Origin of the sequence: Streptomyces mutabilis (genome assembly GCF_014649815.1) — a bacterium.
Classification (GTDB): Bacteria; Actinomycetota; Actinomycetes; order Streptomycetales; family Streptomycetaceae; genus Streptomyces; species Streptomyces mutabilis.
In genome coordinates this window covers 322332-343547 of sequence record NZ_BMTT01000005.1, presented here as the reverse complement: position 1 = coordinate 343547, position 21216 = coordinate 322332, and the positions used below count along the sequence as shown (strand labels likewise).

Annotated in this window: 20 protein-coding genes and 4 pseudogenes; 9 read left to right on the top strand and 15 right to left on the bottom strand. The window is 69.3% G+C overall.

What is annotated here, in order from left to right; translation table 11 throughout:
* Positions 1–45: 45 nt before the first annotated feature.
* From manD to IE142_RS14445, 4 genes are all read left to right on the top strand, one after another.
* Positions 46–1254: a D-mannonate dehydratase ManD gene (manD, locus tag IE142_RS14460; protein WP_191886127.1), complete on the top strand. Its 1209-nt coding sequence runs from the start codon at positions 46–48 to the stop codon at positions 1252–1254.
* Entirely contained in the window at positions 1251–2702 is a 1452-nt protein-coding gene (locus IE142_RS14455; RefSeq protein ID WP_191886126.1) for a mannitol dehydrogenase family protein, read from the top strand. Before manD ends, IE142_RS14455 begins: the two co-directional genes overlap by 4 nt.
* Before the next feature lie 78 nt (positions 2703–2780).
* Positions 2781–4175, top strand: a complete 1395-nt coding sequence (locus IE142_RS14450) for an MFS transporter (protein WP_191886125.1) — start codon at positions 2781–2783, stop codon at positions 4173–4175.
* Between the two features lie 47 nt (positions 4176–4222).
* Positions 4223–5257 carry an L-idonate 5-dehydrogenase gene (locus IE142_RS14445; protein ID WP_191886124.1) on the top strand — a complete coding sequence of 345 codons (1035 nt, stop codon included), beginning with the start codon at positions 4223–4225 and terminating at the stop codon, positions 5255–5257.
* Positions 5258–5586: 329 nt separating this feature from the next.
* Here the strand turns inward: IE142_RS14445 and IE142_RS14440 are convergent, their stop codons facing one another.
* From IE142_RS14440 to IE142_RS14425, 3 genes and pseudogenes are all read right to left on the bottom strand, one after another.
* A complete protein-coding gene (locus IE142_RS14440; protein WP_191886123.1) occupies positions 5587–5871 on the bottom strand; it encodes a hypothetical protein in 285 nt (94 codons plus the stop codon).
* Between the two features lie 311 nt (positions 5872–6182).
* Positions 6183–6404: pseudogene (locus IE142_RS14430) on the bottom strand (glycosyl transferase); the annotation flags it as partial.
* A 56-nt stretch (positions 6405–6460) separates the two neighbouring features.
* Positions 6461–7114, bottom strand: a complete 654-nt coding sequence (locus IE142_RS14425) for a CatB-related O-acetyltransferase (RefSeq protein ID WP_191886122.1) — start codon at positions 7112–7114, stop codon at positions 6461–6463.
* Between the two features lie 101 nt (positions 7115–7215).
* On the opposite strand from IE142_RS14425, the gene IE142_RS14420 reads away from it, so the two are divergent.
* The gene (locus IE142_RS14420) at positions 7216–7842 is read left to right on the top strand and encodes a TetR/AcrR family transcriptional regulator (protein ID WP_191886121.1); all 627 of its coding nucleotides are present in this window, start codon (positions 7216–7218) and stop codon (positions 7840–7842) included.
* Positions 7843–7914: 72 nt separating this feature from the next.
* On the opposite strand, the gene IE142_RS14415 is transcribed toward IE142_RS14420, so the two are convergent.
* A complete protein-coding gene (locus IE142_RS14415) occupies positions 7915–8247 on the bottom strand; it encodes a hypothetical protein (protein WP_191886120.1) in 333 nt (110 codons plus the stop codon).
* 89 nt (positions 8248–8336) lie between these two features.
* Positions 8337–8684 (bottom strand): TetR/AcrR family transcriptional regulator, encoded by a 348-nt coding sequence (locus IE142_RS14410; RefSeq protein ID WP_229830469.1) that lies wholly within the window; start codon positions 8682–8684, stop codon positions 8337–8339.
* A gap of 749 nt (positions 8685–9433) precedes the next feature.
* Between IE142_RS14410 and IE142_RS37650 the strand changes: the two genes are divergently transcribed.
* Both IE142_RS37650 and IE142_RS14405 read left to right on the top strand, forming a co-directional pair.
* Positions 9434–9901: a terpene synthase family protein gene (locus IE142_RS37650; protein WP_368857228.1), complete on the top strand. Its 468-nt coding sequence runs from the start codon at positions 9434–9436 to the stop codon at positions 9899–9901.
* 8 nt (positions 9902–9909) lie between these two features.
* On the top strand, positions 9910–10932 hold the full coding sequence (locus IE142_RS14405; protein WP_191886119.1) for a polyprenyl synthetase family protein: 1023 nt from the start codon (positions 9910–9912) through the stop codon (positions 10930–10932).
* A gap of 796 nt (positions 10933–11728) precedes the next feature.
* Here IE142_RS14405 and IE142_RS14400 read toward each other — a convergent pair.
* The 4 genes and pseudogenes from IE142_RS14400 to IE142_RS37645 all read right to left on the bottom strand — a co-directional run.
* A complete protein-coding gene (locus IE142_RS14400; protein WP_191886118.1) occupies positions 11729–12505 on the bottom strand; it encodes a triose-phosphate isomerase in 777 nt (258 codons plus the stop codon).
* Between the two features lie 63 nt (positions 12506–12568).
* A pseudogene (gene hxlB, locus IE142_RS36610) lies at positions 12569–13084 on the bottom strand (6-phospho-3-hexuloisomerase); the annotation flags it as partial.
* A 161-nt stretch (positions 13085–13245) separates the two neighbouring features.
* Positions 13246–13635 (bottom strand): hypothetical protein, encoded by a 390-nt coding sequence (locus tag IE142_RS36605; RefSeq protein ID WP_229830466.1) that lies wholly within the window; start codon positions 13633–13635, stop codon positions 13246–13248.
* A 70-nt stretch (positions 13636–13705) separates the two neighbouring features.
* Positions 13706–14014 (bottom strand): annotated as a pseudogene (locus IE142_RS37645) (nitroreductase family protein); the annotation flags it as partial.
* Positions 14015–14419: 405 nt separating this feature from the next.
* On the opposite strand from IE142_RS37645, the pseudogene IE142_RS14390 reads away from it, so the two are divergent.
* Positions 14420–14671: pseudogene (locus IE142_RS14390) on the top strand (IS5/IS1182 family transposase); the annotation flags it as partial.
* A 45-nt stretch (positions 14672–14716) separates the two neighbouring features.
* Here the strand turns inward: IE142_RS14390 and IE142_RS14385 are convergent.
* The 6 genes from IE142_RS14385 to IE142_RS14360 all read right to left on the bottom strand — a co-directional run bounded on the left by IE142_RS14385 (position 14717) and on the right by IE142_RS14360 (position 20581).
* Positions 14717–14923 (bottom strand): hypothetical protein, encoded by a 207-nt coding sequence (locus IE142_RS14385; RefSeq protein WP_191886115.1) that lies wholly within the window; start codon positions 14921–14923, stop codon positions 14717–14719.
* Positions 14920–15087, bottom strand: coding sequence for an AarF/UbiB family protein (locus tag IE142_RS14380; RefSeq protein WP_191886114.1), 168 nt, complete (start codon positions 15085–15087; stop codon positions 14920–14922). Before IE142_RS14380 ends, IE142_RS14385 begins: the two co-directional genes overlap by 4 nt.
* Positions 15088–15404: 317 nt before the next feature.
* Complete coding sequence (locus IE142_RS14375) at positions 15405–16844, bottom strand: cytochrome P450 (protein WP_191886113.1); 1440 nt, start codon at positions 16842–16844, stop codon at positions 15405–15407.
* Positions 16845–17340: 496 nt separating this feature from the next.
* Positions 17341–17730 (bottom strand): hypothetical protein, encoded by a 390-nt coding sequence (locus IE142_RS14370; protein WP_191886112.1) that lies wholly within the window; start codon positions 17728–17730, stop codon positions 17341–17343.
* A gap of 781 nt (positions 17731–18511) precedes the next feature.
* Complete coding sequence (locus tag IE142_RS14365) at positions 18512–19633, bottom strand: hypothetical protein (RefSeq protein ID WP_306432552.1); 1122 nt, start codon at positions 19631–19633, stop codon at positions 18512–18514.
* 402 nt (positions 19634–20035) lie between these two features.
* Positions 20036–20581: a CGNR zinc finger domain-containing protein gene (locus IE142_RS14360; protein ID WP_191886111.1), complete on the bottom strand. Its 546-nt coding sequence runs from the start codon at positions 20579–20581 to the stop codon at positions 20036–20038.
* Positions 20582–20717: 136 nt separating this feature from the next.
* Here IE142_RS14360 and IE142_RS14355 point away from each other — a divergent pair, with 136 nt between their 5' ends.
* Positions 20718–21173, top strand: coding sequence for a VOC family protein (locus tag IE142_RS14355; RefSeq protein ID WP_191886110.1), 456 nt, complete (start codon positions 20718–20720; stop codon positions 21171–21173).
* Positions 21174–21216 lie beyond the last annotated feature (43 nt).

Below are 21216 nucleotides of genomic sequence, written 5' to 3'. Positions count from 1 at the left end.
GCGACAGGTGCTTGTATACAAGAACTTCGCGACCAAGGAGCACCTGTGAGCAAGATCGAACGCGTCGAAGTGTTCGTGGCCTCGCCCGGCCGTACCTTCGTCACCCTGCGTATCACCACCTCGGACGGAGTGACGGGGCTCGGTGACGCCACCCTCAATGGTCGTGAGCTGGCCGTCGCGAGCTACCTGCGCGATCACGTAGCTCCACTGCTGATCGGCAGGGACCCCGCCCGGATCGAGGACATGTGGCAATACCTCTACAAGGGTGCCTACTGGCGGCGCGGGCCGGTCACCATGACCGCGATCGCCGCCGTGGATACCGCATTGTGGGACATCAAGGGCAAGACGGCAGGGCTGCCCGTCTACCAGCTCCTCGGCGGCCGGTCCCGTGACGGCGTGCTGGTCTATTCACACGCCAGCGGCACCGACATCCCCTCGCTGCTGGACGACGTCGAGCGCTGTCTGGAGCTGGGTTACCAGGCTGTACGGGCCCAGGCCGCCGTGCCCGATGTCGGCGGCACGTACGGCGTGCGCAAGGGCAAGGTCTACGAGCCGGCCGCGACCGAACTGCCCGACGAACAGCCCTGGGACACCGAGGCCTATCTGGGGTTCGCGCCGACCTACCTGGAAGCAGTGCGGGAACGCTTCGGCTTCGGCTTCCACCTCCTGCACGACGTGCACCACCGGCTGACCCCGATCGAGGCGGCCCGGTTCGGAAAGAGCGTCGAGGGCTGCCGACTGTTCTGGATGGAGGACCCGACCCCGGCCGAGAACCAGGAATCATTCCGGCTCATCCGGCGCCACACCACGACACCGGTCGCGGTCGGCGAGGTGATGAACTCGATCTGGGACCTCCAGCACCTGATCACGGAACAGCTCATCGACTACGTCCGCACCACCGTCGTGCACGCGGGCGGCATCACCCATCTGCGACGGATCTTCGACCTCGCCGCGCTCTACCAGGTGCGGACCGGGTCACACGGGGCGACCGACCTCTCCCCCGTCAGCATGGCGGCCGCCGTCCACGTCGACATCGCCGTGCCGAACTTCGGCATCCAGGAATACATGGGCCACCCCGACGAGACCGCCGAGGTGTTCCGCACGGGGGTCACCTTCGCCAACGGCATGCTGTACCCCTCCGAGGAACCGGGCCTCGGCGTCGAGTACGACGAGAAGGTGGCGGAGCGCTTCCCCTACCGACGGCGTTACCTCCCGGTGGCCCGTCGTCTCGACGGGTCGGTGCACGACTGGTGAGCACCTACGCCCTCCCCCGGCTGGACCGCGCGGTACTCCCCAGGCTCGCGCCCGAGCTACGGCCCGCGGTCGATCCCGCCGAACTGCGCACCCGCATAGTTCACTTCGGTCTCGGCGCCTTCCACCGGGCGCACCAGGCCGTGTTCACAGAGCACGCTGCCGCCCGCTCCGGCGAGCCCTGGGGCATCACCGCGGTAGCCCCCCGATCGACCGGGACCGTACGCGAGCTGCGGAGCCAGGACTGCCTGTACTCACTCACCGAACACCGTCCGGACGGACACCGCACGCGCGTCCTCGGTGCCGTCGTCGGCGCACTGGCCATGGGGCCCGACGCCGCTGCCGTCGACGCTCTGCTCGCCGACCCCGAGGTGACGGTGGTGACCCTGACCGTCACCGAGAAGGGTTACCACCGCTCCCCGTCGACGGGCGGGCTCGACACCCTGGCCGGGCCGGTCGCCGCCGACCTCGCCGCGGCCTCCGACGGGCAGCTCACAACGGTGGTCGGACGACTGGCCGCCGGGCTGGCCGCGCGGATGCGCGCGGGCGCACCCCCGGTCAGCGTCGTGTCCTGCGACAACATGGCGGACAACGGGGCCGTGCTGGGCCGTGTCGTCCACGATTTCGTCCGTGCGTCGGCCTGGCCGGACCGCGCGCGAATCCTGGACCGGATGACGGAGGCCGTCTCCTTCCCCGCGACGGTCGTGGACCGGATCGTACCCGCGACGAGCGAGGCCGGCCGGGCGGCGGCCGACGCCGCACTCGGGGTGCGCGATGCCCTCCCCGTGACCGGTGAGCCGTACCGGCAGTGGGTGCTGGAGGACTCCTTCGTCGCACGCCGGCCACGCTGGGAACTGGACGGCGCCCTGTTCGTCCCGGACGTCACGCCCTACCAGCTCACCAAGCTGCGGTTGCTCAACGGCTCCCACTCGGCGCTCGCCTACCTCGGTACGGCCGCGGGACTCACCACGATCGCCGAGACCATGGCGACCGGATGGGGTGAGCGCCTCGTACGGGCGCTGTGCGCGGAGATCGCCCCCACCCTCCCGGCCGGCGGCCCCGATCCGGCCGCGTACGCCGACGACCTCGTCGTACGCTTCCGCAACCCGTCCATGCACCACCGGCTGCGGCAGATCGCCTCCGACGGATCGCTGAAGATCACGGAACGCTGGCTACCCGCCCTGCGCGAACTGCGGGCACGCGGCACCAGCACCCCGGTCCTCGAACTGGCCCTCGCCGCCTGGGCACACAGCACCAGGACGGCCGACGCACCCGCCGATCCCGCCACCGAGGCGCTCACCGCCTGCTGGCGGCCCGCGGCCCGCCCCGCCACCACCGTACGCGCGCTGCTGCGCGTGCTCGGCGCGGCGGACCTGGCCGACGACGACGGTCTCACCGCCGCCGTCGCGAACCGGCTCCCCGCCCTACGTACCGGAGTCGTCGAGTTCTAACCCCTCAGTAACCGCCGCTCTCCACTCGATCCGCCGTATCTGAGCCGCACTTCGATTCCCCGAACAACGGAGTTCACGATGAAGGACAGCGTCATAACCGCTCAGCAGACGCCATCCGCACAGCGCACCACACGCGATCTCACCCGGGCCGCTGTCTCGGGCTGGCTCGGCACCGCCATGGAGTTCATGGACTTCCAGCTCTACTCGCTGGCTGCCGCGATCGTCTTCAACAAGATCTTCTTCCCGGACGTCAGCCCAGCCATCGGCCTCATCGCCGCGATGGCCACCTACGGGGTCGGGTACGTCGCCCGGCTCGCCGGTGCCGTCTACTTCGGGCGGATGGGCGACCGGATCGGCCGCAAGAAGGTCCTGTACCTCACGATCCTGCTGATGGGAGCCTCCACCACCCTCATCGGGACCCTTCCCACCTACGCCACCATCGGCATCCTCGCACCAGTGCTTCTCGTCGTACTGCGCCTCGTGCAGGGCTTCGGCGCAGGGGCCGAGATCGCCGGGGCCACCGTGATGCTCACCGAGTACGCGCCCGTGCACAAGCGCGGCCTCATCTCCTCACTCGTATCGCTCGGCACGAACTCCGGGACACTCGCCGCCTCCGGCCTGTGGGCCGTTCTGCTCGCCGTGCTCAGCGAGGACCAGTTGCTCTCCTGGGGCTGGCGACTGCCCTTCCTGCTCAGCTTCGCGTTGATGATCTTCGCGGTTTGGCTGCGCCGCAGTCTCAAGGAAAGCCCGGTCTTCGAGCAGCGCCCCGATGTCGTAGACGGCGTGGCACTTGCCCGCGACGAGGTCGAGTCCGCGATCGCCACGGCGGACAGCCACGAGGGCGGCGTCCTGGCAGCCGGCATCCGCCAGCGCAAGGGCAAGGCGTTCTTCCTCGCACTGGGGCTGCGCTTCGGCCAGGCGGGCAACTCCGGTCTGATCCAGACGTTCCTGGTCGGCTACATCGCCACCAACCTGGCGGTCGGCCGGTCCGTCCCGACGGACGCGATCGTGTACGGCTCGCTGGCAGGATTCGCCACCGTGCCGGTGATCGGCCTGCTCGGCGACCGCTTCGGACGCCGAGCCGTCTACCTCACACTCTCGTTCCTGACCACCGTCCTCGCCTTTCCGGTGATGCTCCTCATCACCTCCGGCTCGACCCCGGGCGTGATGATCGGTATGGCCCTCGGGCTCAACATCGGCGTCCTCGGCCTGTTCTCACTCGAAAGCGTCACGATGGCCGAACTCTTCGGCTCCCGCACCCGCTTCACCCAGCTCGCGCTCGCCAAGGAACTCGGCGGCATCCTCGCCACCGCGATCGGCCCGGTCCTCGCGGCCACCCTTACGGCTGTCACCGGCAGTTGGTGGCCCATCGCGGCAATGCTGATCGTCTACTCGCTCATCACCCTCGTCAGCGCGTACCTCGCACCCGAGACTCGCGGACGCGACCTGGTCCGGCTGGAGGACGCCGTATGAGGACGACCACCGAAAACCCATTGCCTGCGATCCCCGGAGAGAACCAGATGAGGGCAGTCGTGGTACACGGCCCCGGCGACGTACGCATCGAGGAACGTGCCCGGCCGGTGCCGGAGGCGGGCGAGGTACTGCTGGCCCTGGAATGGGGCGGCATCTGCGGCTCCGACATCTCCTACTGGAAGAAGGGCGCGTCCGGCACGGCTTCACTCACACACCCTCTCGTGCTCGGCCACGAATTCGCGGGCCGGGTCGCTGCGCTCGGCAGCGATGTCACCGGCCTCCGCGAAGGTCAACCGGTCACCGTGCACCCGGCCCGACTGGTCGGCGACGGTGTCCTTCCCGAACGGATCGCCGGACGCACCAACCTCTACCCGCACGTCCGCTACTTCGGCTCGGCGGCCTTCGTCCCGCACACCGACGGCGGGTTCAGCGAGTACCGGGCGGTCCCCGCGGCCCAGATCCGTCCGCTGCCGGACGGCGTCAGCACCGAACAGGGTGCTCTGGCCGAGCCGTTGGCCGTCGCGCTGCACGCCGTCGGCCGAGTAACCGACCTGCGCGGCCGTACAGTCCTGGTCAACGGCTGCGGCCCGATCGGCTCCCTGGTGGTCGCCGCCGCACGGTACCGCGGGGCAGGCCGGGTCGTCGCCGCCGATCTGGCCTCGTCCTCCCTCGCCGTCGCCCGCGCCATGGGCGCCGACGAAACATGCGACATCTCCGTCGGTGACGGATTGCCCGAAGACGTGGACATCGTCTTCGAGGCGTCCGGTGCCCCGGCCGCGCTCGGACCGGTCCTGCGCGCCACCGCCCGAGGAGGCACGCTCGTCCAGGTGGGCAACCTGCCCGGCACCGCCGCAGCTGCCACGCTCGGCGACCTGGTTACCCGGGAGATCACCTGGATCGGCTCCTACCGTTTCGTCGAGGAGATCGACGACGCGCTGCGCGCACTGGGGGACGGTCTGGACGTGTCCCCTCTGATCACCCATCGCTTTCCGCTGAACCGAGCAGAGGAGGCACTCGCCGTCGCCGCGGACCCGGAAAGCGGGAGCAGCAAGGTCATGCTGCGTCTCACCACCGCTTCGTGACACGGATCGACCGCGGCCACCGGGGCTCCCCCGACCTCTGGATCATGTAGTCCTGCACGGCCGGGGTGATGCTGCAGTCCTCGGACAGCCGGATACAGGTGTGCGGAACGCCAACCCAATCCACTGGCCTGGGCCAGGGCCCCTGGCTCCGGCACCGACCCCTTTCCAGCCTCGGAGCTGAGCCTGCGCGGTGCAGCGCCTGGACGAAACTCCCTTGCGCTCAGGGTCAGTGGCCGCCCTACGGTTGCTTACTGTGACCATCGAGATGCCCTACCAGCCACTTCCGATCGACCAGTCGGACGTGCGTTCCTCGTGGCCGGGAGGAACAGTCAGGTGGATGGCCGGCCGGTGATGGCCGGCAGTGTCGTGGTCCTGATCCGACGGTAGGTCACGAAACCGTTCACTGTCACCCCCGCCCAGATGGCGGTACTGAGCAGAGGCCACCACAGTTCCAGTACCTGCGCGCCCTCGACCAGCCTGACGACCGAGTTCAGCGCCCAGCCGACAGCGAGGAAGAGCGCCGCCCACCTGGCCCACCGCCAGATCGCCATGGTTCCCCGGGCTCGGGTCTCCTGTTTGTCACGTCCGTCGTACTTCAGCTGTGTGTCCCTCATGACTCTTCGACTGCCCGTTCCCCGGCGCCGTCTCCTCGCCTCCTCGACGAAGGCCGGAAATCGCGGGTATGCCACAGCGCGAACAAGGACCTCTTCTACGGTAAGGACGGCGACCTCGCCGGGCGGGACACGGAGTTTCGGGAGGTGCCCATGCTCGCCCTCCGCCTGCTCCAGTCCGCCCTGGTCCACGTCAACACGCCGCTGACGCAGCGGGTCCTCGCCGACCGAAGTGGGTCGACACGCTCACCGATGCGGACCGGCGGGCGCTGTCGCCGCTGTTCTGGACGCAGGTGAACCCGCACGGCAGGTTCGAGCTGATCGGCAGGCCAGCCGCTGTCCTCGACGGGCAACGTGGAGGTGCACGGCACCAGCTCCGCGCCGGCGGATTCGATCCGGTCGGCCACGAACGGGGCGTTGGCGTAGGTGACCCGGTGCCCGCGGTCCACCAGCTCACGGATGAGCGCGAGGCTGGGCAGGACATGGCTGACGATGGGGACGCCGACCATCGCGATATGGGCGCGGGGACGGAACATGGGCGATCACTCGTTTCTTGCGCGGGACGGGAGCGGCGGTGTGGCGAGGACGCGAGTCAGGGCTGGTCGATCTGCGCGGCGGCCTCCTCCAGATCGGCGACGGTCCCCGACATGATCGTCCGTACATGCCTGGTGATGTGCTGCATGGGCCAGTCCCACCACGCCACGGCGAGGAGCCGGGCGATGTCCGCAGCGTCGTAGCGGGTGCGGATGAGCCGGGCGGGGTTGCCGCCGACGATGCCGTAGTCGGGGACGTCGCCGATGACCACGGCGCCGGCGGCGATGATCGCGCCGTGGCCGATGCGTGCACCGGGCATGACGGTGGCGCCGTGGCCGAACCACACGTCGTTGCCGACAACTGTGTCGCCCCGGCCGGGCAGGTCGGTGATCAGGTCGAAGTGCTCCGCCCAGGAGCCCCCCATCGTGGGGAACGGGAAGGTGGAAGGACCGTCCATGCGGTGGTTGGCGCCGTTCATGATGAACCGGGTGCCCGTCCCCAGCGCGCAGTACTTGCCGATGACAAGCCGCTCGGGACCGTAGTGGTACAGGACGTTGCGCGCCTCGAACGCGGTCGGGTCGTCCGGATCGTCGTAGTAGGTGAAGTCACCGACCTTGATCAGCGGCGACTTCACCAGCGGCTTGAGCAGAACCACGCGCGGGTGGTCGGGCATCGGGTGGAGCACGGTGGGGTCAACGGGAACAGGCGGCATCGCGGAGGCGGTTCCTCTCTAGTGATGAACCTAGGGCGACAACCGTCGCGTTAAGATGCTGGCACAGCCCTCCGCCTTGATCAACCGGATACTGATTGCCGATGACAGACCCACTGGACACGACGTCGGACCGCCGTCCGGGCGGTCGCACCGCCCGCATCCGCGCCCAGGTTCTCGATGCGGTGCGCGCCGAACTCGCTGAAGGCGGTCACGAAGGACTCACGATGGAGGGTGTCGCGAAGCGGGCCGGAGTGCACCGCGCCACGGTCTACCGGCGTTGGCGCGATGTCGGCGGCCTGCTCGTCGACGTCATCGATGCCGCCGGCGAGATCGACTGGCAGCCGCCGGACACCGGCTCGCTGCGCGGCGATCTGACGGCCCTCAACCAGGAGATCCAGGAATCCCTGGTCGTACAGCCGTCGTTCGCCGTCGCTCTGATGGCCGCCTCGTTCCACTCCGAACAAGCCGCGCGGACCCAGACACAGTTGTGGACGGACCGGTACGCCCAGTGCGAGATCCTCGCCGAGCGCGCCATCGAGCGCGGTGAACTCCCTGCACAGCACACGGACGCGCGGAGCCTGCTGATCGCCGCCACGGCGCCGCTCTACCACCAGCTAGTGCTCCTGCGTGCCGATCCGGACCCGCAGCTCCCGAAACGGGCCGCGGAAGCGGCAGTCCTGGCGGCTGCCGCGGGTGCCTTCTCCGTCCGTCGGGAAGAGAGCGTGTGATCGAGGAGACAGGGAGCGAACGCAAACGTCGAAAGCGCGACAGGCGAGGGGGTTGGCCAGCAGCCGGGTCTTCTAGATCTCCTCAGTCCGAGGGGGGGAGGGCCGGGCCCGGCCGGTGAGGAACAGCGGGCCGTGGCCACGGCCGGCGATCAGCCGGGGCAGCGGTTGGGCGGCTACGGACTGCCAGTGGATCCACTCGGTCACCCCGCCCCTGGCCAGGGTCCGGCCGCGCTTGTCGCCCGGGTGCAGGTCTTCGACGTTCAGGCACAGGATCTCCTCCGCCCGGACCGCCGATCCGTGGAGCGTCGTCCAGAGCGTATTCTCCCGCAGCGCGACGTCCAGGCGTCCAAGGAGCGGCGATCTCCCCGGCTGCTGGCTCCCGTCGTGGCCGCCACGATGCGGCATGCCAACTGCACGGCGGTGCGCCGCCTGGACGCCGAACAGACCCGGCACGTGTCCGCCGCCGGCACCTGCCAGCGCCCGGTCGATCCTGTTCAGTGGTGCCTGTCGACGACGGCACGGACGACGGCGGCGACCTCCTCGCGCTCGGTGGGCCGCAGGTCGAAGGAGTTGTGGATGGAGAAACCCTCGACCAGCGCGTCCAGCGCCCGTGCGGTGAGCGAATCGAAGTGCCTGGCCAGGGAGTCCCGGCTGGCCTGCATCCCAGAGCGCATGACTGCGCGCACCTCGGGGTTGCGGGTGGCGAAGGCGTGAAGCTCGTAGCTGAGCAGGAGGTTGCGGTCGGTCCCCCGGACCTTGCCGCAGATGATCTCGATAACCGGTGGGTTCTCCTGGAGATCACGGTACCCGGAGCTGTCGACCGCGGAGAAGTGCACGACCACGTCGAGCCCTGCGTCGTCCTGCGCGCGGGCCGACGGAGGCTCCTCATGTTGTACGTGTATTGCGCCAGGTGACTGTTCATGTTGCGTCGTTCGAGGGATCGGGTGCCGGCGGACGTCTAAGCGCACAGCGTTCGTGATCCTCTTGTGGCGGTTCGACAAGTTTCCGCCTGCCTTGTTCCTGGAAGGCTTTGCATGATGCGTAACGCTGGTTCGCAGCTCGTCGTCGGCGCCTCCGACGCGCTGGTGACCGCGCTCCAAGGTGCTGCCCGGCTGCCGGTGCCCGGTGCCTGAACCTGGGCCGGCGGGTTCCGAGGACTCCGTCGCGGACGAGTACGGGCAACGGCCTTTTCTGAGCACCGTGGCAACCGACTGCACCCGATGGCTGGAGGCTCACCTGCTGGCGGACTCCCGTGCCTGCGGGGCGGTCGGCAGGCTGTCTGCCTCCTACGCGTACCGCTGCTGGACAGCCGCCGGGACCGACGAACTGCTCGTCCTGGCCGAGTGGCGTTCCCTGTCACTACTCGTCGACGACGCCCTGGACAGTCCCAGTGGGCAGACGGATCAGCATCTCGCGGCGTACGCGGATCATCTCGTTTCGCTCGTCCCGTCGGCCTGCCCGGCCCAGGCGGCACGACAAGCGTGCGGGCCGCCAGGGTTCGTCGCTGCGTTCGACGATCCGCTGGCACGGCTCGGCCGACGGATGGGGCCGGACTGGGACCGGCGATTTCTACGGCACTGCCTGCTGAGTCTTGGGACGTTCGACCGGGAGGCAGGCAACCGAGGCGTGCCGGCCCTCGCTCGCCTCCTGTCTGGCGAATCGGCCGCACAGCAGCGCAAGCCTGGTCAACCTCGAACTGGTGGAGTACGCCGCGCGCACACCACTGACACCGGATCAGGTGTCGCACGAGGATGTGGGGGCGCTGCGGCGCCTGGCCGCCGACTGCACCGCCCGGCACAACGATGTCGTTCCCTGGCGCGAAAGAGCGTGCCCAGGACGACCCCCACAACCTCGTGCTGCTGGCCCACCCCGAGCTCGTGCCGCCGCCCCGGGCCGAAGGGGAGGTGCGTCTGCGCATCTCCGCCCACCTGGCGGGACTCCACTGCGCAGCCGATCGCCTGGCCCGGTCCGTGCCCAGTGCCGAGGCCTACGGCGAGGCTGTGCGTGCCTGGTCACACGGCCCGATGACGTGGCACAACGTCGCGACGAATCGTTTTGAGAGTTCCCATGCCCCTGCCTGACCTCGCCACCGCCCCGTACCCGTCCGCAGTCGGCTCGCACAGCGACCTGGCCGCGGTCGACGCCGCGATTCTGGATGCAGTCGACCAGCTCCCGCCCCGTATCCGCACGGTGGCCAAATATCATCTGGGCTTCAGCTCGGGCCCCCGGCCCGCCGAGCACCGCGGCAAAGCACTACGGCCTCGCCTGGCTCTGGCTGCCGCGCGGTGCGGGCCCACGCCGGAGCGGGCGGTCGCAGCGGCCGTGTCCGTCGAACTGCTGCACGGGTTCTCCCTACTGCACGACGACATCATGGACGGCGACCGCACCCGGCGCGGCCGTGCGGCGGCCTGGGTCGTCCACGGCGTTCCGGCGGCGTTGTTGACCGGTGACGCGCTGTTGACGCTTGCGCTCGGTGTGCTGGCCGACAGCGGCAGCGCGGAGTGCATGAGGGTGTGCGTGCGGATGATGAGCGCGCTCGTCCGCGGCCAGGGCAACGACCTCGCCTTCGAAGAAGATCAGCAGGTCACGGTGGACGCGTACCTGGAGATGGCAGAAGGTAAGACCGGAGCCCTGACCGGCGCTGCCTGTGAGCTGGCAGCCACCCTCGCTGGTGCTCCGCCCGTCGTGGTCGAGGCACTGGAGCGGTTCGGCCGCCACGCGGGAACGGCCTTTCAGATCGCCGACGACATCCTCGGCATCTGGGGAGACAGCCGCCGCACGGGCAAGCCCGTCGGCAGTGACCTCGCCGCCAGGAAGAAGACTCTTCCGGTCGTGGCGGCGCTCCACGCCGCCGATCCCGAAGCCGGACAGCTGCGTGCGCTCCTCGACACCGGCGTCCCGCTGACCGAGGCGCAGACACAGCAGGCGACCGTGCTCGTCGGGCAGCTCGGAGGGCGCACCACCGCCGAGGCCATCGCACAACAGCATCTCGACCTCGCACTCGAAGCGCTGCAGTGCTGCGATCTTCCTGCGGGAGCGCGGGGGGAACTCCGTACCCTCGCACACCACATGGCCGCCCGGTCCCGGTAGCCGGGAGACCGGCTCCGGCGGGATGCACTGTGCCTCCGCCCGCCCCGCCGGGGGTCCGGCCCCCGCTCCCGCCTTGCGTGCCGGTGAAGACGCCCGCAATGCCCATCCACCGCATGGCAAAGGCTGGTTGCCTCACTGACCGGCTGCGTTCCCTCGCCGCCTTTGCGGTCTTCTGCTGCCACGCAGGACTCATGTGGCAGCGGCAGTTCTGGCGCCGCCGCACCGCCAAGATCCTGCCCGGCCCCACGATCGCGTGTTTCGTTGCCATGTCCGTCGTCTGGCTTGGAGTGGCCCGCCCGCTGGAGGACTGCGACAGGTCAACCGAAGTCGGACCGGCATCGGCGGCGAGCCGCACCGCGTACACCGATCGGTCGCCGGGGACGGGGCCGAGGTGTCCTGCCCGGTCATGCAGCACCAGGCCGACAGGCAAGGGGCGCGGCCGGGCCGGTGGCGACGACGTGGATCGCCGTCCCGGGCCCGGCGGTGGCGATGCGGGCGCGCGCAGACGGAGCAGGAGGGTCACGCAGGGCAGGCCAGTGCCGTCGACGGGTGATGTCCGGTGGACAGCGCCATGCACAGCAGCATGTGCGTGAACACGGCGTCCACGGACTCGTCCGGCAGTGGCAGCGCCTCACGGATGTCGTGGACGGCGGTGGTGACCCGCCCACGGCGTCCTGGGCACGGGCGGCTGGGGCTCGCCGGCGCCGACCACTGCCCGGGCGGCTTCGCGCAGCTCGGCCTCCCGGGCGACGGCGGCGGCGGCCGCGGTGAACCAGCCTCGGTCGAGTCGGTGGGGTCAGTGGTTGCGGTACTGGGCTCGGGTTTCGGCGTCATCGAGCAGTTCGGCGATTGTCTCCGCGAGGACGCCGGGGTCCTGTGCGACGCGGCCCAGGGCGACGCCGTCCCAGTCGGCGGCCTGGCGCAGCCGGGTGTAAGTGCCGGGGGTGACCGCGCCGCCGTAGAGGAAGCGCGTGTTGCGGCCGACGGTGGCGGCACGCAGGGCGCGCAGTACGTGGCCGGCATGGTCGGGGTCGGCCGCCTCGTCACCGCCGATGGCCCAGACCGGTTCGTACAGCACGATCGCGGACTGGTCCGCCCGGACACCCTCCAGGGCGGTATCGGCCTGTGCCACAACGTACTCGGCGGCGGTGATCGGACTCTGCGGATGCGTCTCGCCGACGCAGACCAGCGGTGTCAAGCCGGCCTGGGCGGTGGCGCCCGCCTTCCGCGCGACGAGGTCGTCGTCCTCCTGGAACACGCGGCGGCGTTCGGCGTGGCCGACCATCACGTGGGTGCAACCGATTTCGGCCAGCAGGGCGGGGCTGACGGCCCCCGTCACGGCGCCGCCCCGGGGCCAGACGTCCTGTGCCCCCACGGTCACGCCGCTTCCGTCCATCAGGTCGCGGGCCGGGATCAGCAGGGGGTGGGGCAGGCAGGCGAAGAAGGACAGGGCGGAGAGCTTGTCGGCGAGCGGAAGGATCACGGTGTCCAGCCAGCGGAGCGTGTCTGCCAGGCCGAGGTTCATTTTGGTGCTGGTGCAGCTGATGACGGTCGAGGTCGTGGTCTCCGGCACGTGCGGTCTCCTCCGGGCGGGCTGAGCAGGGGGCGGCATGAGCACCGAGGCGGACGGCAGGGGTCATTCCAGGTTGTTGTGGCGTCCGAACATCGCGTCCGGAGCGACGTCGCGGGTGCGCTGGATGGCCAGGACGAGGCAGTCGAAGAAGACCAGTGCGCCTTGCTCGAACAGGGTTCCGACGAACTGCGTCGAGGCGTCCTGTTCGTGGTCCTGGCTGTACTCGGCGAGATGGACGACCAGGTCCGCGAGGTCAGCCAGCGGTGAGTCGGCGGCGGCGACGACGGCTGCCACCCGCGCCCCCGCCTCCTTCGCGGCCGTGGACCGCTGGACGACGGTCGGTGTGCGTCCGGAGCCGCTGCACGCGACGACCAGGTCACCCGAGCCCACGGCGGGGCACGTGACGTCGGTGGCCACGTGGACGGGCAGTCCCAGGTGCATCAGGCGCATGGCGAACGCGTCCACCGCGAGTTTGGAGCGGCCCATCCCGAGCACGACGACGCGCCGGGCGTCGAACAGGGCGTGGACGAGGGCTTGGGCCTGGTCCTCGGCGACCCGCGTCAGCAGAGCGTCTATCTCGCGCACGACGGTGCGCCGGGCGGCGGCGAGGGGGCCGTCGACGCCCACGGCCAGAGGAGCCGGCGCGGCGGGAGGGTTGTTCGGATCCACCATGATCAGTCGTTGGCCTTTCTGCAAAGCGGCAGGAGACGGGCCGGGCGCTTGGTGATCGGGGCGTCCAGCTACCAGGTGTCGAGGGGGAGCACCTCGTCGAGCGGGTGCCGAGATGCCGGCCGGAACGTTTCTCCGGTGGGACGTGCGACCGCCAGCAGCGCGGCCTGAGTGTCCTCTTCGGGCAACCGCAGGATGCGGGCGGCCTCCTCGGCGTGTGTGAGGTGCAGAGCGGTGACGGTGCCCGCCGGTCCCTGTGCACGCAGTGCGAGAAGGGTGCTCCGGATCGCCCGCCAGATGGAGCCGTAGTACACCGAGTGAGCCGGGTGATCGACCGGCTGGGGACAGCCCAGCCGGTCGAACACGGCACGACGGGCTTCCGGCCCGGCGGCCGTGCACGGCACGACGAGGACCGGGACATCCGGCGAGATCGTCGCCAGGTGAGCGGAGGCCCAGTACACGCCGACCAGTACATCCCCCGCGCTCCACGCGCCGGCGCATCGATGCCAAGTACGGCTGTGAGGACGCCCGGTACACGTCGGCAAGGCTGCGCCGGGTGTCCGGGTCGGTGATGACGATCCAGTGCCACGGCTGGTCGTTCGAACCGTTGGGCGCCTGCAGCGCCGCCACCAGCGCGGTACGCACGGCGGCGAGGTCGACGGCCCGGGTGGTGTCCAGCCGGTGCCGTACCGACCGGTCGTGCTGAGCAACCGCAGACCCACGGCACAGTCGTGGGCCGACGGCACGCACGGCATGGTCTCCTCGGGCCGTCCCGAGTCCGGTGACGTGCGAAGGCCCATGAGGACGGACTCCATCCAATGATCGGTATTCGAGTGACATGAGAGGCCACGAGGTGAAGATCCCCCACACACCGGCGAATTGGTTCACCCGGTGGTCAAGTCGTTCCTGGCGACACGGAAAAGGGGAGGGATCAACACGAGAAATGTCTGATCACTTCGCCCATCGCGCAAACTTCCCTCGGCCCGTTTCGGACATGACTAGTGCGTACTCAACTTCTTTCACATGCTCCACAGGGCGTGGTGTGTGAGTGAACCGGTGACAATGTGACACCAACCGCCGACGCCTCATTGCCACACCCGAAAGCGTCCGTCCATAGTCACTCCGGGGGGCGCACACCCAGCCTGTCCACGCACGCCCCGAGTGGACAACCGACACCGCGAGTAGAAGAGGGCGGAAAGCACGGGCGGCGAGCGACCGAACTGCGTCCCGTGCGATCCGGACAGTCTGCGGCGGCGCGGAATCCAGGCGGTGATCCCACAGCCGGCCGACCAGGCCGTGAACCGCAAGCGGCTCGGCCAGCTCGGCGGCCGTCCGCCGGCCTTCGACCGCGACGCCCACAGACAGCGCAGCACCGTCGACCGCCGCTTCAACAAGCCCAAGCAGTGGCGTGGCCTGGCCACCCGCTACGACAAGGCCGCCAGCATCTACCCCGCCGGACTCCACCTCGCCCCCATATTCATCCGGTCAGCGAGATGATCCGGAAGGGGCGCCCAGCGGCGACGCGCGGTGGCAGTGGCCTGTTCAGTCATCGAACCACACGACGAGGCGCACGTTGCCCGTTGTAGCGGGCGTCGTCGAAGGCGAAACCCAGGAGACCCACAACGCGGCGAGCCACAGCCGGTCCGGGTCGGCGTTCGGCGCGAAGCGGGCGTGGAAGTCGGCGCTGCGGCTGCCGGCGTACCGGGCGAGGCCCGTATCGCCGCGGCACAGGCCGCTTCCGTCGTTCATCGCCAGGTGGAGGAGATCAGCAAGCTGCTGGTGCTCGTGGGTCGGTCGATGCGCCCGACCATGCTCCAGTCGATCATGGTGGCCGGGTGGCCGGGTGCCACGAAGATGTTCCCCGGGTGTGGGTCCGCGTGGAAGACGCGGTCGACGAAGTGGCCCCAATACATGAAGGCGAGCAGGTCCTGCCCGATCGCCTTGCGCTCCTCGGCGCCGAACCGGTCCTAGTCGTTCGTCGTTGTCGACCGCACCACCATGAGAAGGCCTCGCTGCGAAACTGATCGACTACGCACGCCTGCGGTCCTACGAACCGCAGCCCGCGTGGATCAGCGACCTGCAGGCGATGGTGGCCCAGCACCCACTCGTCGCTACGAGGCCAGAACTGTGCGGCTGGGGCGCCGCGGTCCTCGCGGAGCCAGTGTGCCCCTCCGGGCGCTCTGCTTCTGCGCGCCGGAGGGTACGGCCCATCCGTTTCACGGTTGGTGGATCACCGGGTGCTCGGTTGGGCGGGCGGGCGGTGGGCCTGGTCTTCGTCGTCTTCGTGCCCGGACGTGGTGGGGCGGCTGAAGGACATGGTGAGACGGTCGGGCTTGACGGTGACGAAAGCTTGCGGCCGCGGCGGTCGCGTCGTCAGCTGAATGCGCGAGCAGTTCTGGAGGATGGTGGCCAGGATGATCTGCAGCTCGGCCCAGGCGAAGTTCTCACCGATGCATTTGCGTCGTCCGTCGCCGAAGGCGAGAAAGGATCCACGGGTGGCCGTGGCATCTGCGTGCGACCAGCGGTCCGGGTCGAAGCGATCGGGGTGCGGAAAGACCTCAGGGTCGTGCTGGTGAAGGTACGGGCTCCAAACGACGTCTGCTCCTGCCGGAATGGAGTGTCCGCCCAGCTTGGTGTCCTGGGTCGCGGTTCGCGTCACCATCCAGGCCGGCCCGTACTTGCGCACGGCTTCCTGCAGCACTCTGCGGGCGTAGTGGAGCTGGTCGACGTCGGTGTAGCGGAGCGGCCGGTCCTGGCAGACAGAAGCGAGTTCGGCGCGCAGGCGTCGTTCTACATTCGGGTGCTGGCTGATCTCGTACAGGGACCAGGCGAGGGTGGTACCGGTGGTCTCGATGGCTCCGGTGAGCAGGGTGATGGCTTCGTCCTGCAGCTGCTGACGGCTCAGGGGATCCGGTGCGGTGAGGAGAGTCTCGAAGAGCCCAGTGGGGCGGTCGGAGTGGGGGCATCCGGTCTGCGTCGTCGTTGCCGTTGTGGTGGCCAGTTGGCTGGTGTGGTGGTCGATGGCCTGGTCAATGAGGGTGCGTAGGCGGGCGACCCGGGCAGCGTGGGCGCGGTTCGCCGGCAGCGGCAGCCGGTTGACCCAGGGCGGCAGGATGGTCTGGCGGATGGTTCCTTTCATGATGGCCGGCATGAGGGCGGTGAATTCTTCTTGCAGATGGGGCGGCAGGTCTGTGCCGAACAGCGCGACGAGGAAGGCTGCCAGTGTCAGGTTGTTCATGTCGGCGAAGACGTCGCGGTGTTCGCCGTCTTCCCACGCGGCGACCATGGACTGAACCTGGTCGATCATGGCGTCGCCGCGGGTGGCGATGTGCGCTTTGTTGAACATCGGCTGCATCAGGCGCCGGTTGCGCAGGTGGACGTCTCCGTCAGCCACGGTGGCGAGCCCGTCGCCGAAGAACACGCGGAGCGCGTCGATGATCTTGCCGCCCTTGGTGAAGTCTGCGGCGTCGGTGACCAGGACCTTGCGCGTGAGGGCAGGGTCGGTGACCACATAGGCGGGCGCGGTGCCGATACGTATGCGGACGACGCTGCCGTGCTCTCGCAGGGAGGCCATGAAGGGCAAGGGGGTGCGAGCGAGGCGGTGGGCGTGTCCGATCAGGGGAAGACTGCCCGGCGCCGTCGGTGTGGGTGTGACGAGTGGGGTGTTCACTGCTCGGCTCTCCTCATGGTGGGGCACTGAGGTGCGGCCGATGCATGCCCAAGATCAATCCCGTGGATGCTGCCTGCACGTGATCTTCACATGCCTGAGGCGGCCGTCGGCTGCCTGCGTCCCGGGCAGCCTGGCGTACGGCCCTGTACGCCAGGCTCTGGCAGGTCGGGAGTCCGGGTGGCGGTGTGTCTGGCCGGGAGGGCTGGTCGGCCAGCTGGTATCGCCCGGGTCAGTGTGGAGGACGCGGGAGCGGATCCTACGGACGCGCGTGACGTGCTGGCTGCCACGATCAAGCGACTCCAGCAGTTCCAGGCGGGCCGGCGGGCCGACGGGCCACGGCTACGGCGACCGAGATCGCCGAAGGCGAGCAGGCCCAGCACTGGATGACCGAATCCAAGGGATGCCTGCAGGAGGTGGGGTGGGCGGCGGCCGAAGTCACCGGGAGACGGTCAGGCGGCGGGTTGCCGGCCCTGGTTGTCGAAGTGGCAGCGGGCGGTCATGCGTCAGGGGCGACTTCGGGGTGCGTGAACCGCACGGGCTTGCCCAGCGACCGGGCGTAGGCGATCTCGGCTCGGGTGCTGTCTCCGACGTAGTCGCCGACTACGAGCACCTCGTCAGCGAGCCGGACCTTCGCCCGGTGCAGATCGTCGAGTCGGACCTTCAGCGCCTCGGCCTCGACAGGGTCGGACCGAAGTGCGTGCGGCGACTTCATGTCACAGCCCGGTTTGACGACGATCCTCCCGGCCTTGGTCTCACGCAGATCGGCCTCGCTCATCTCAGTCATGAAGCGGGTGGAGCCGCAGATCACGACGATACGAGGGAGGCTCAACTGCTTCTTCGCGTCGCGGAGTTTCTCCTCGGGGGTGAGCAGTTGCGGATATGACACTGGTTCCTCCTGGTGGTGTGGTCCGAGGGGTGGCTGTGGAGACGATAACGAGGGTGTCCAAGATCGTGGTCTGACGACGACGTGGACACCCTCGTGGCAGTCTCTGTGCGACGATCGGCGATATCCCAAGAACTCTTGACACGATCTTGTTCGCGCGGCGGTCCGGACGCCGCTCCATCCGTTGGTGGGGACTCAATGTGAAGGGCTCGGATGTCGTGCGCAGTAGGGCCTCGCGGTGCCGGCAAGCTTGCGTTGGATGGACCGTAGCGTCGTGATCGTGGCCTCGTCGGTGAACCTCGTGATCGTTGACCATTCGACGCCCGAGCCAGCAAGATCGCTTGTGGCTGCTGGGCGGTGCCGTCCGGTTCGTGCCAGGCATCCCGAGGCCGGAGGGGCGGCGGCGTTCGTCCGCAGAGCCTTCGGGCCGCGTCTGACCGCGCCGGTGGGGCTGGTGGGCTGGTCGTTCGACTGGGCCGTCCCCGCGGCGGGTACCTGCTGCGGTGCACATCGGTGGGAAGTGCACGGCCGCCGCCGCGGGGTGGGGGTATTCCACTGCGCCTGGGGGCGCCCTGCTGGTCCTGGCCACGACCTACGCCGGCAACCTCGTCGGCCTGCGTCTGTCGGGTCGCGTGCAAGGGCATCGCCGCGTGACCACCGCCTCGCCCTGTGGGCCTCGCTGCGTGCCCTGCACCTGCCTCCCCGCGGCACCGGCGAGAGGGAACCGGCAACCGGCACGGAGGGCGCGCCACGACCTCTGTACCCCCAGGGCCCCTGCGTGCGCCTACACGGCGTCCACCGGGAAGCCCTCTTCCGGGAGGCCGACCTCCTCTCCGGAGTCCTCCGTTCCCATCATCGCGGCGCCGAACCCGCCCAGCATCTCCTCGATGTCCAGCTCGGTGGCGCCGGCCGGGGCTCTGAGCGTCTGGCCCTCAGTCATCCGCACCACCAAGCCCAGCTTCTTCACCTTGACGTTCTCGGCAAGCTCGGCGAGGTCGACGTACACCTCGCTCAACTCACCGTTCTTCAGTGTGAAGTCGGCCGTGACCTCGGCATCGGGGACCTCCTTGAGGTCCCCGTCCGTGGGCAGTTCCATGCCCGGCGGCAGCTTCTTCGCGAGTGGACGGATCTCGCCGAGGAGCTCCCCGACCAATGTACGGAACGGGGCCGTCGCAGTGATGCGCTCGGCACCGTCCTCACCGTCGGCGGTCTCGAAGTCGACCTCGCGGGCGACGGTCTTACGGAGCGCGTCCAGCAGTTGCTTCTGTGTCCTGGCGTCGAGGGTGGGCTCCGGCACGGGCTCCGTCCCCGGCTCGGCGGCGGTCTCCGCCATCTCCTTGGTGTTGATCTTCACCCATTCGCCGTCGAGCGCCTTCTTGAGTCCGCCCGCCTCCGGGGGCAAGTCCTCCGCCGACGGCACGGGGGTGCCCATGGCCTTGCCGAGCAGCTTCGCGTCGGAACGGATGTACGTGTAGTCACCGACGACCCGGTACTCGACGATGTCGCCCCCATGGGCACGGACCTTCATGGCCATTCCGACGAAGTCCTTCTCACCGGACTCGTCGATCGGCTTCTTCGACTGCGCCGTCACACTGATCGTCGCGTCACTGAGCAGGTCGGCGACCTCGTGGGGAATCTCCTCGCCGGGCTCCGGGTTCGAAGAGGCGTCCAGTGCCTTCAGGCTCCGGGCATCGGTGTCGAGGTCGAGTTCGAAGGAGATCGTCTTCTCCTTGCCGAGCTTGCCGAACGCCTGGTCGAGCTTCTGCCCCGCGGAGATCTGCTCCACGGTGCCGCAGGCGGCCGAACCCGCGAGGACGGCGCCGACGACTGCGGTGGCGGTCAGGGTCTTGCGTATGGCGGTGATGATGCTCTCCTCGTCAGTACGATCATGTGCGATCGTCGGCAAGACTCCTGACGGCACCCGATGGTTGCCCCGTGTTCGCCCTGTCCGCGCCCCAGGCGGCGGTCGGCTATGACGGGGCTCCGCGCCGGGCGGCGCCAGGAGCGGAACGTCCGGCGGTAGGTGTCCGGTGCGACGCCTACGCTTGCGGGCGAAGCGGCGGCAGGGGGATAGCGGTGCCCTGCCCGTGGCCGTGTCGACGGTGTTCCTCGGTGGTGGCAAGCAATTCTCGGGCTGGCCGACGCGTTGAGTGCGGGGCCAATGCAGCCGGGCTGTAGGGCGTACCGGTCACCTGCTTGTAGTGGCGACCCAGGTGGCGCGAGCTCATCCGTGCCCGGCGGGCCGGGCCTTCGACGGTATGGCGGCGGAGATGAGCACACCTCCGTTGTCGACGTAGAGGACGGAGGCTCAGCCCTCCTTCGCCCGCGCGTAGTGGCGGGACGCCTTGGCCCGGTTGCCACACAGCGCCATGGAACACCAGCGCCGGGTCCCGTTGCGTGACGTGTCGAAGAAGTGCAGCACGCAGGCCTCGTGCGCGCAGGCCCGGATCCGGTCCGGCGCCCGGCGGAGCAGCCCGAGGTAGTCCCGTGCGGCCGTCCACGCCGGGCCCCAGGCCGGGTCGGTGAACTCGGACCGCTCCCCCGGTCCGTCCGGCCCGAGCGTGGCGCGAATGCGACCGTGGTCGAGGACGCGGTCGAGTGCTCGGACGCCTTCAGGGTCGGCCGGGCTGTCGACGACGACGGCGAGGGCGTCCCGGGCGGTGAGCACATGGGCGAGCGTCGCCTCGTCGGCACGGAAGTCGTGACCGTCGAGGCCCGTGCTCGTCAGCCAGGCCGCGAGCCCACGGGTATCTCCGAGCAGGTCCCGGCGGGCTCCGTCCTGGACCCAGCGCGTGTTCAGCAGGTCCAGCGAAACGGGTTCACCCACGAGCGGACGCGGATCAGATGTCGGCATGGCTCTGTCACTTCCCTTCGGGCCCCACCCCCCTCGGCTCTAACCCCTCAATTTTACGTGAGTAGTTGCCCTCCACGTTTCTAACCTCTAAGATTGCTGTCAACGGTTAGAGAAAGCCGACGAAAAGAGGAACGCCATGACGGCGACCAGCACGCTGCGCACCGGCCACATCGGCCTCAACGTCACGGACATCGAACGGTCCCTGACCTTCTACGAACAACTCCTCGGCTTCGACGTCCTCGGCGAGCGCAAGGATGAGGATCGCCGCTTCGCGTTCCTCGGCCGGAACGGCGAGCTCACCCTGACGTTGTGGCAGCAGGCCGATGACGCCTACGCACCGGCGCGCGCCGGCCTGCACCACCTGGCCTTCCAGGTCGAGACCATGGAACAGGTCCGCGCCGCCGAGGCGGCGTTGACCGCACACGGTGTCGATTTCGCGTACGAGGGGGTCGTGGCCCACGAGGAGGGCGCGGCATCCGGCGGAATCTTCTTCCGCGACCCCGACGGCACCCGTCTGGAGATCTACGCCGCGGACGGCGCCGAAGGGGCTCAGGCGGCCACCGTCGAGGGCCCCGCCTGCGGCTTCTTCTGATCAGGGTTCGGCCGGGCGCAGGGCCGGCCGAACCCGGCAGCCT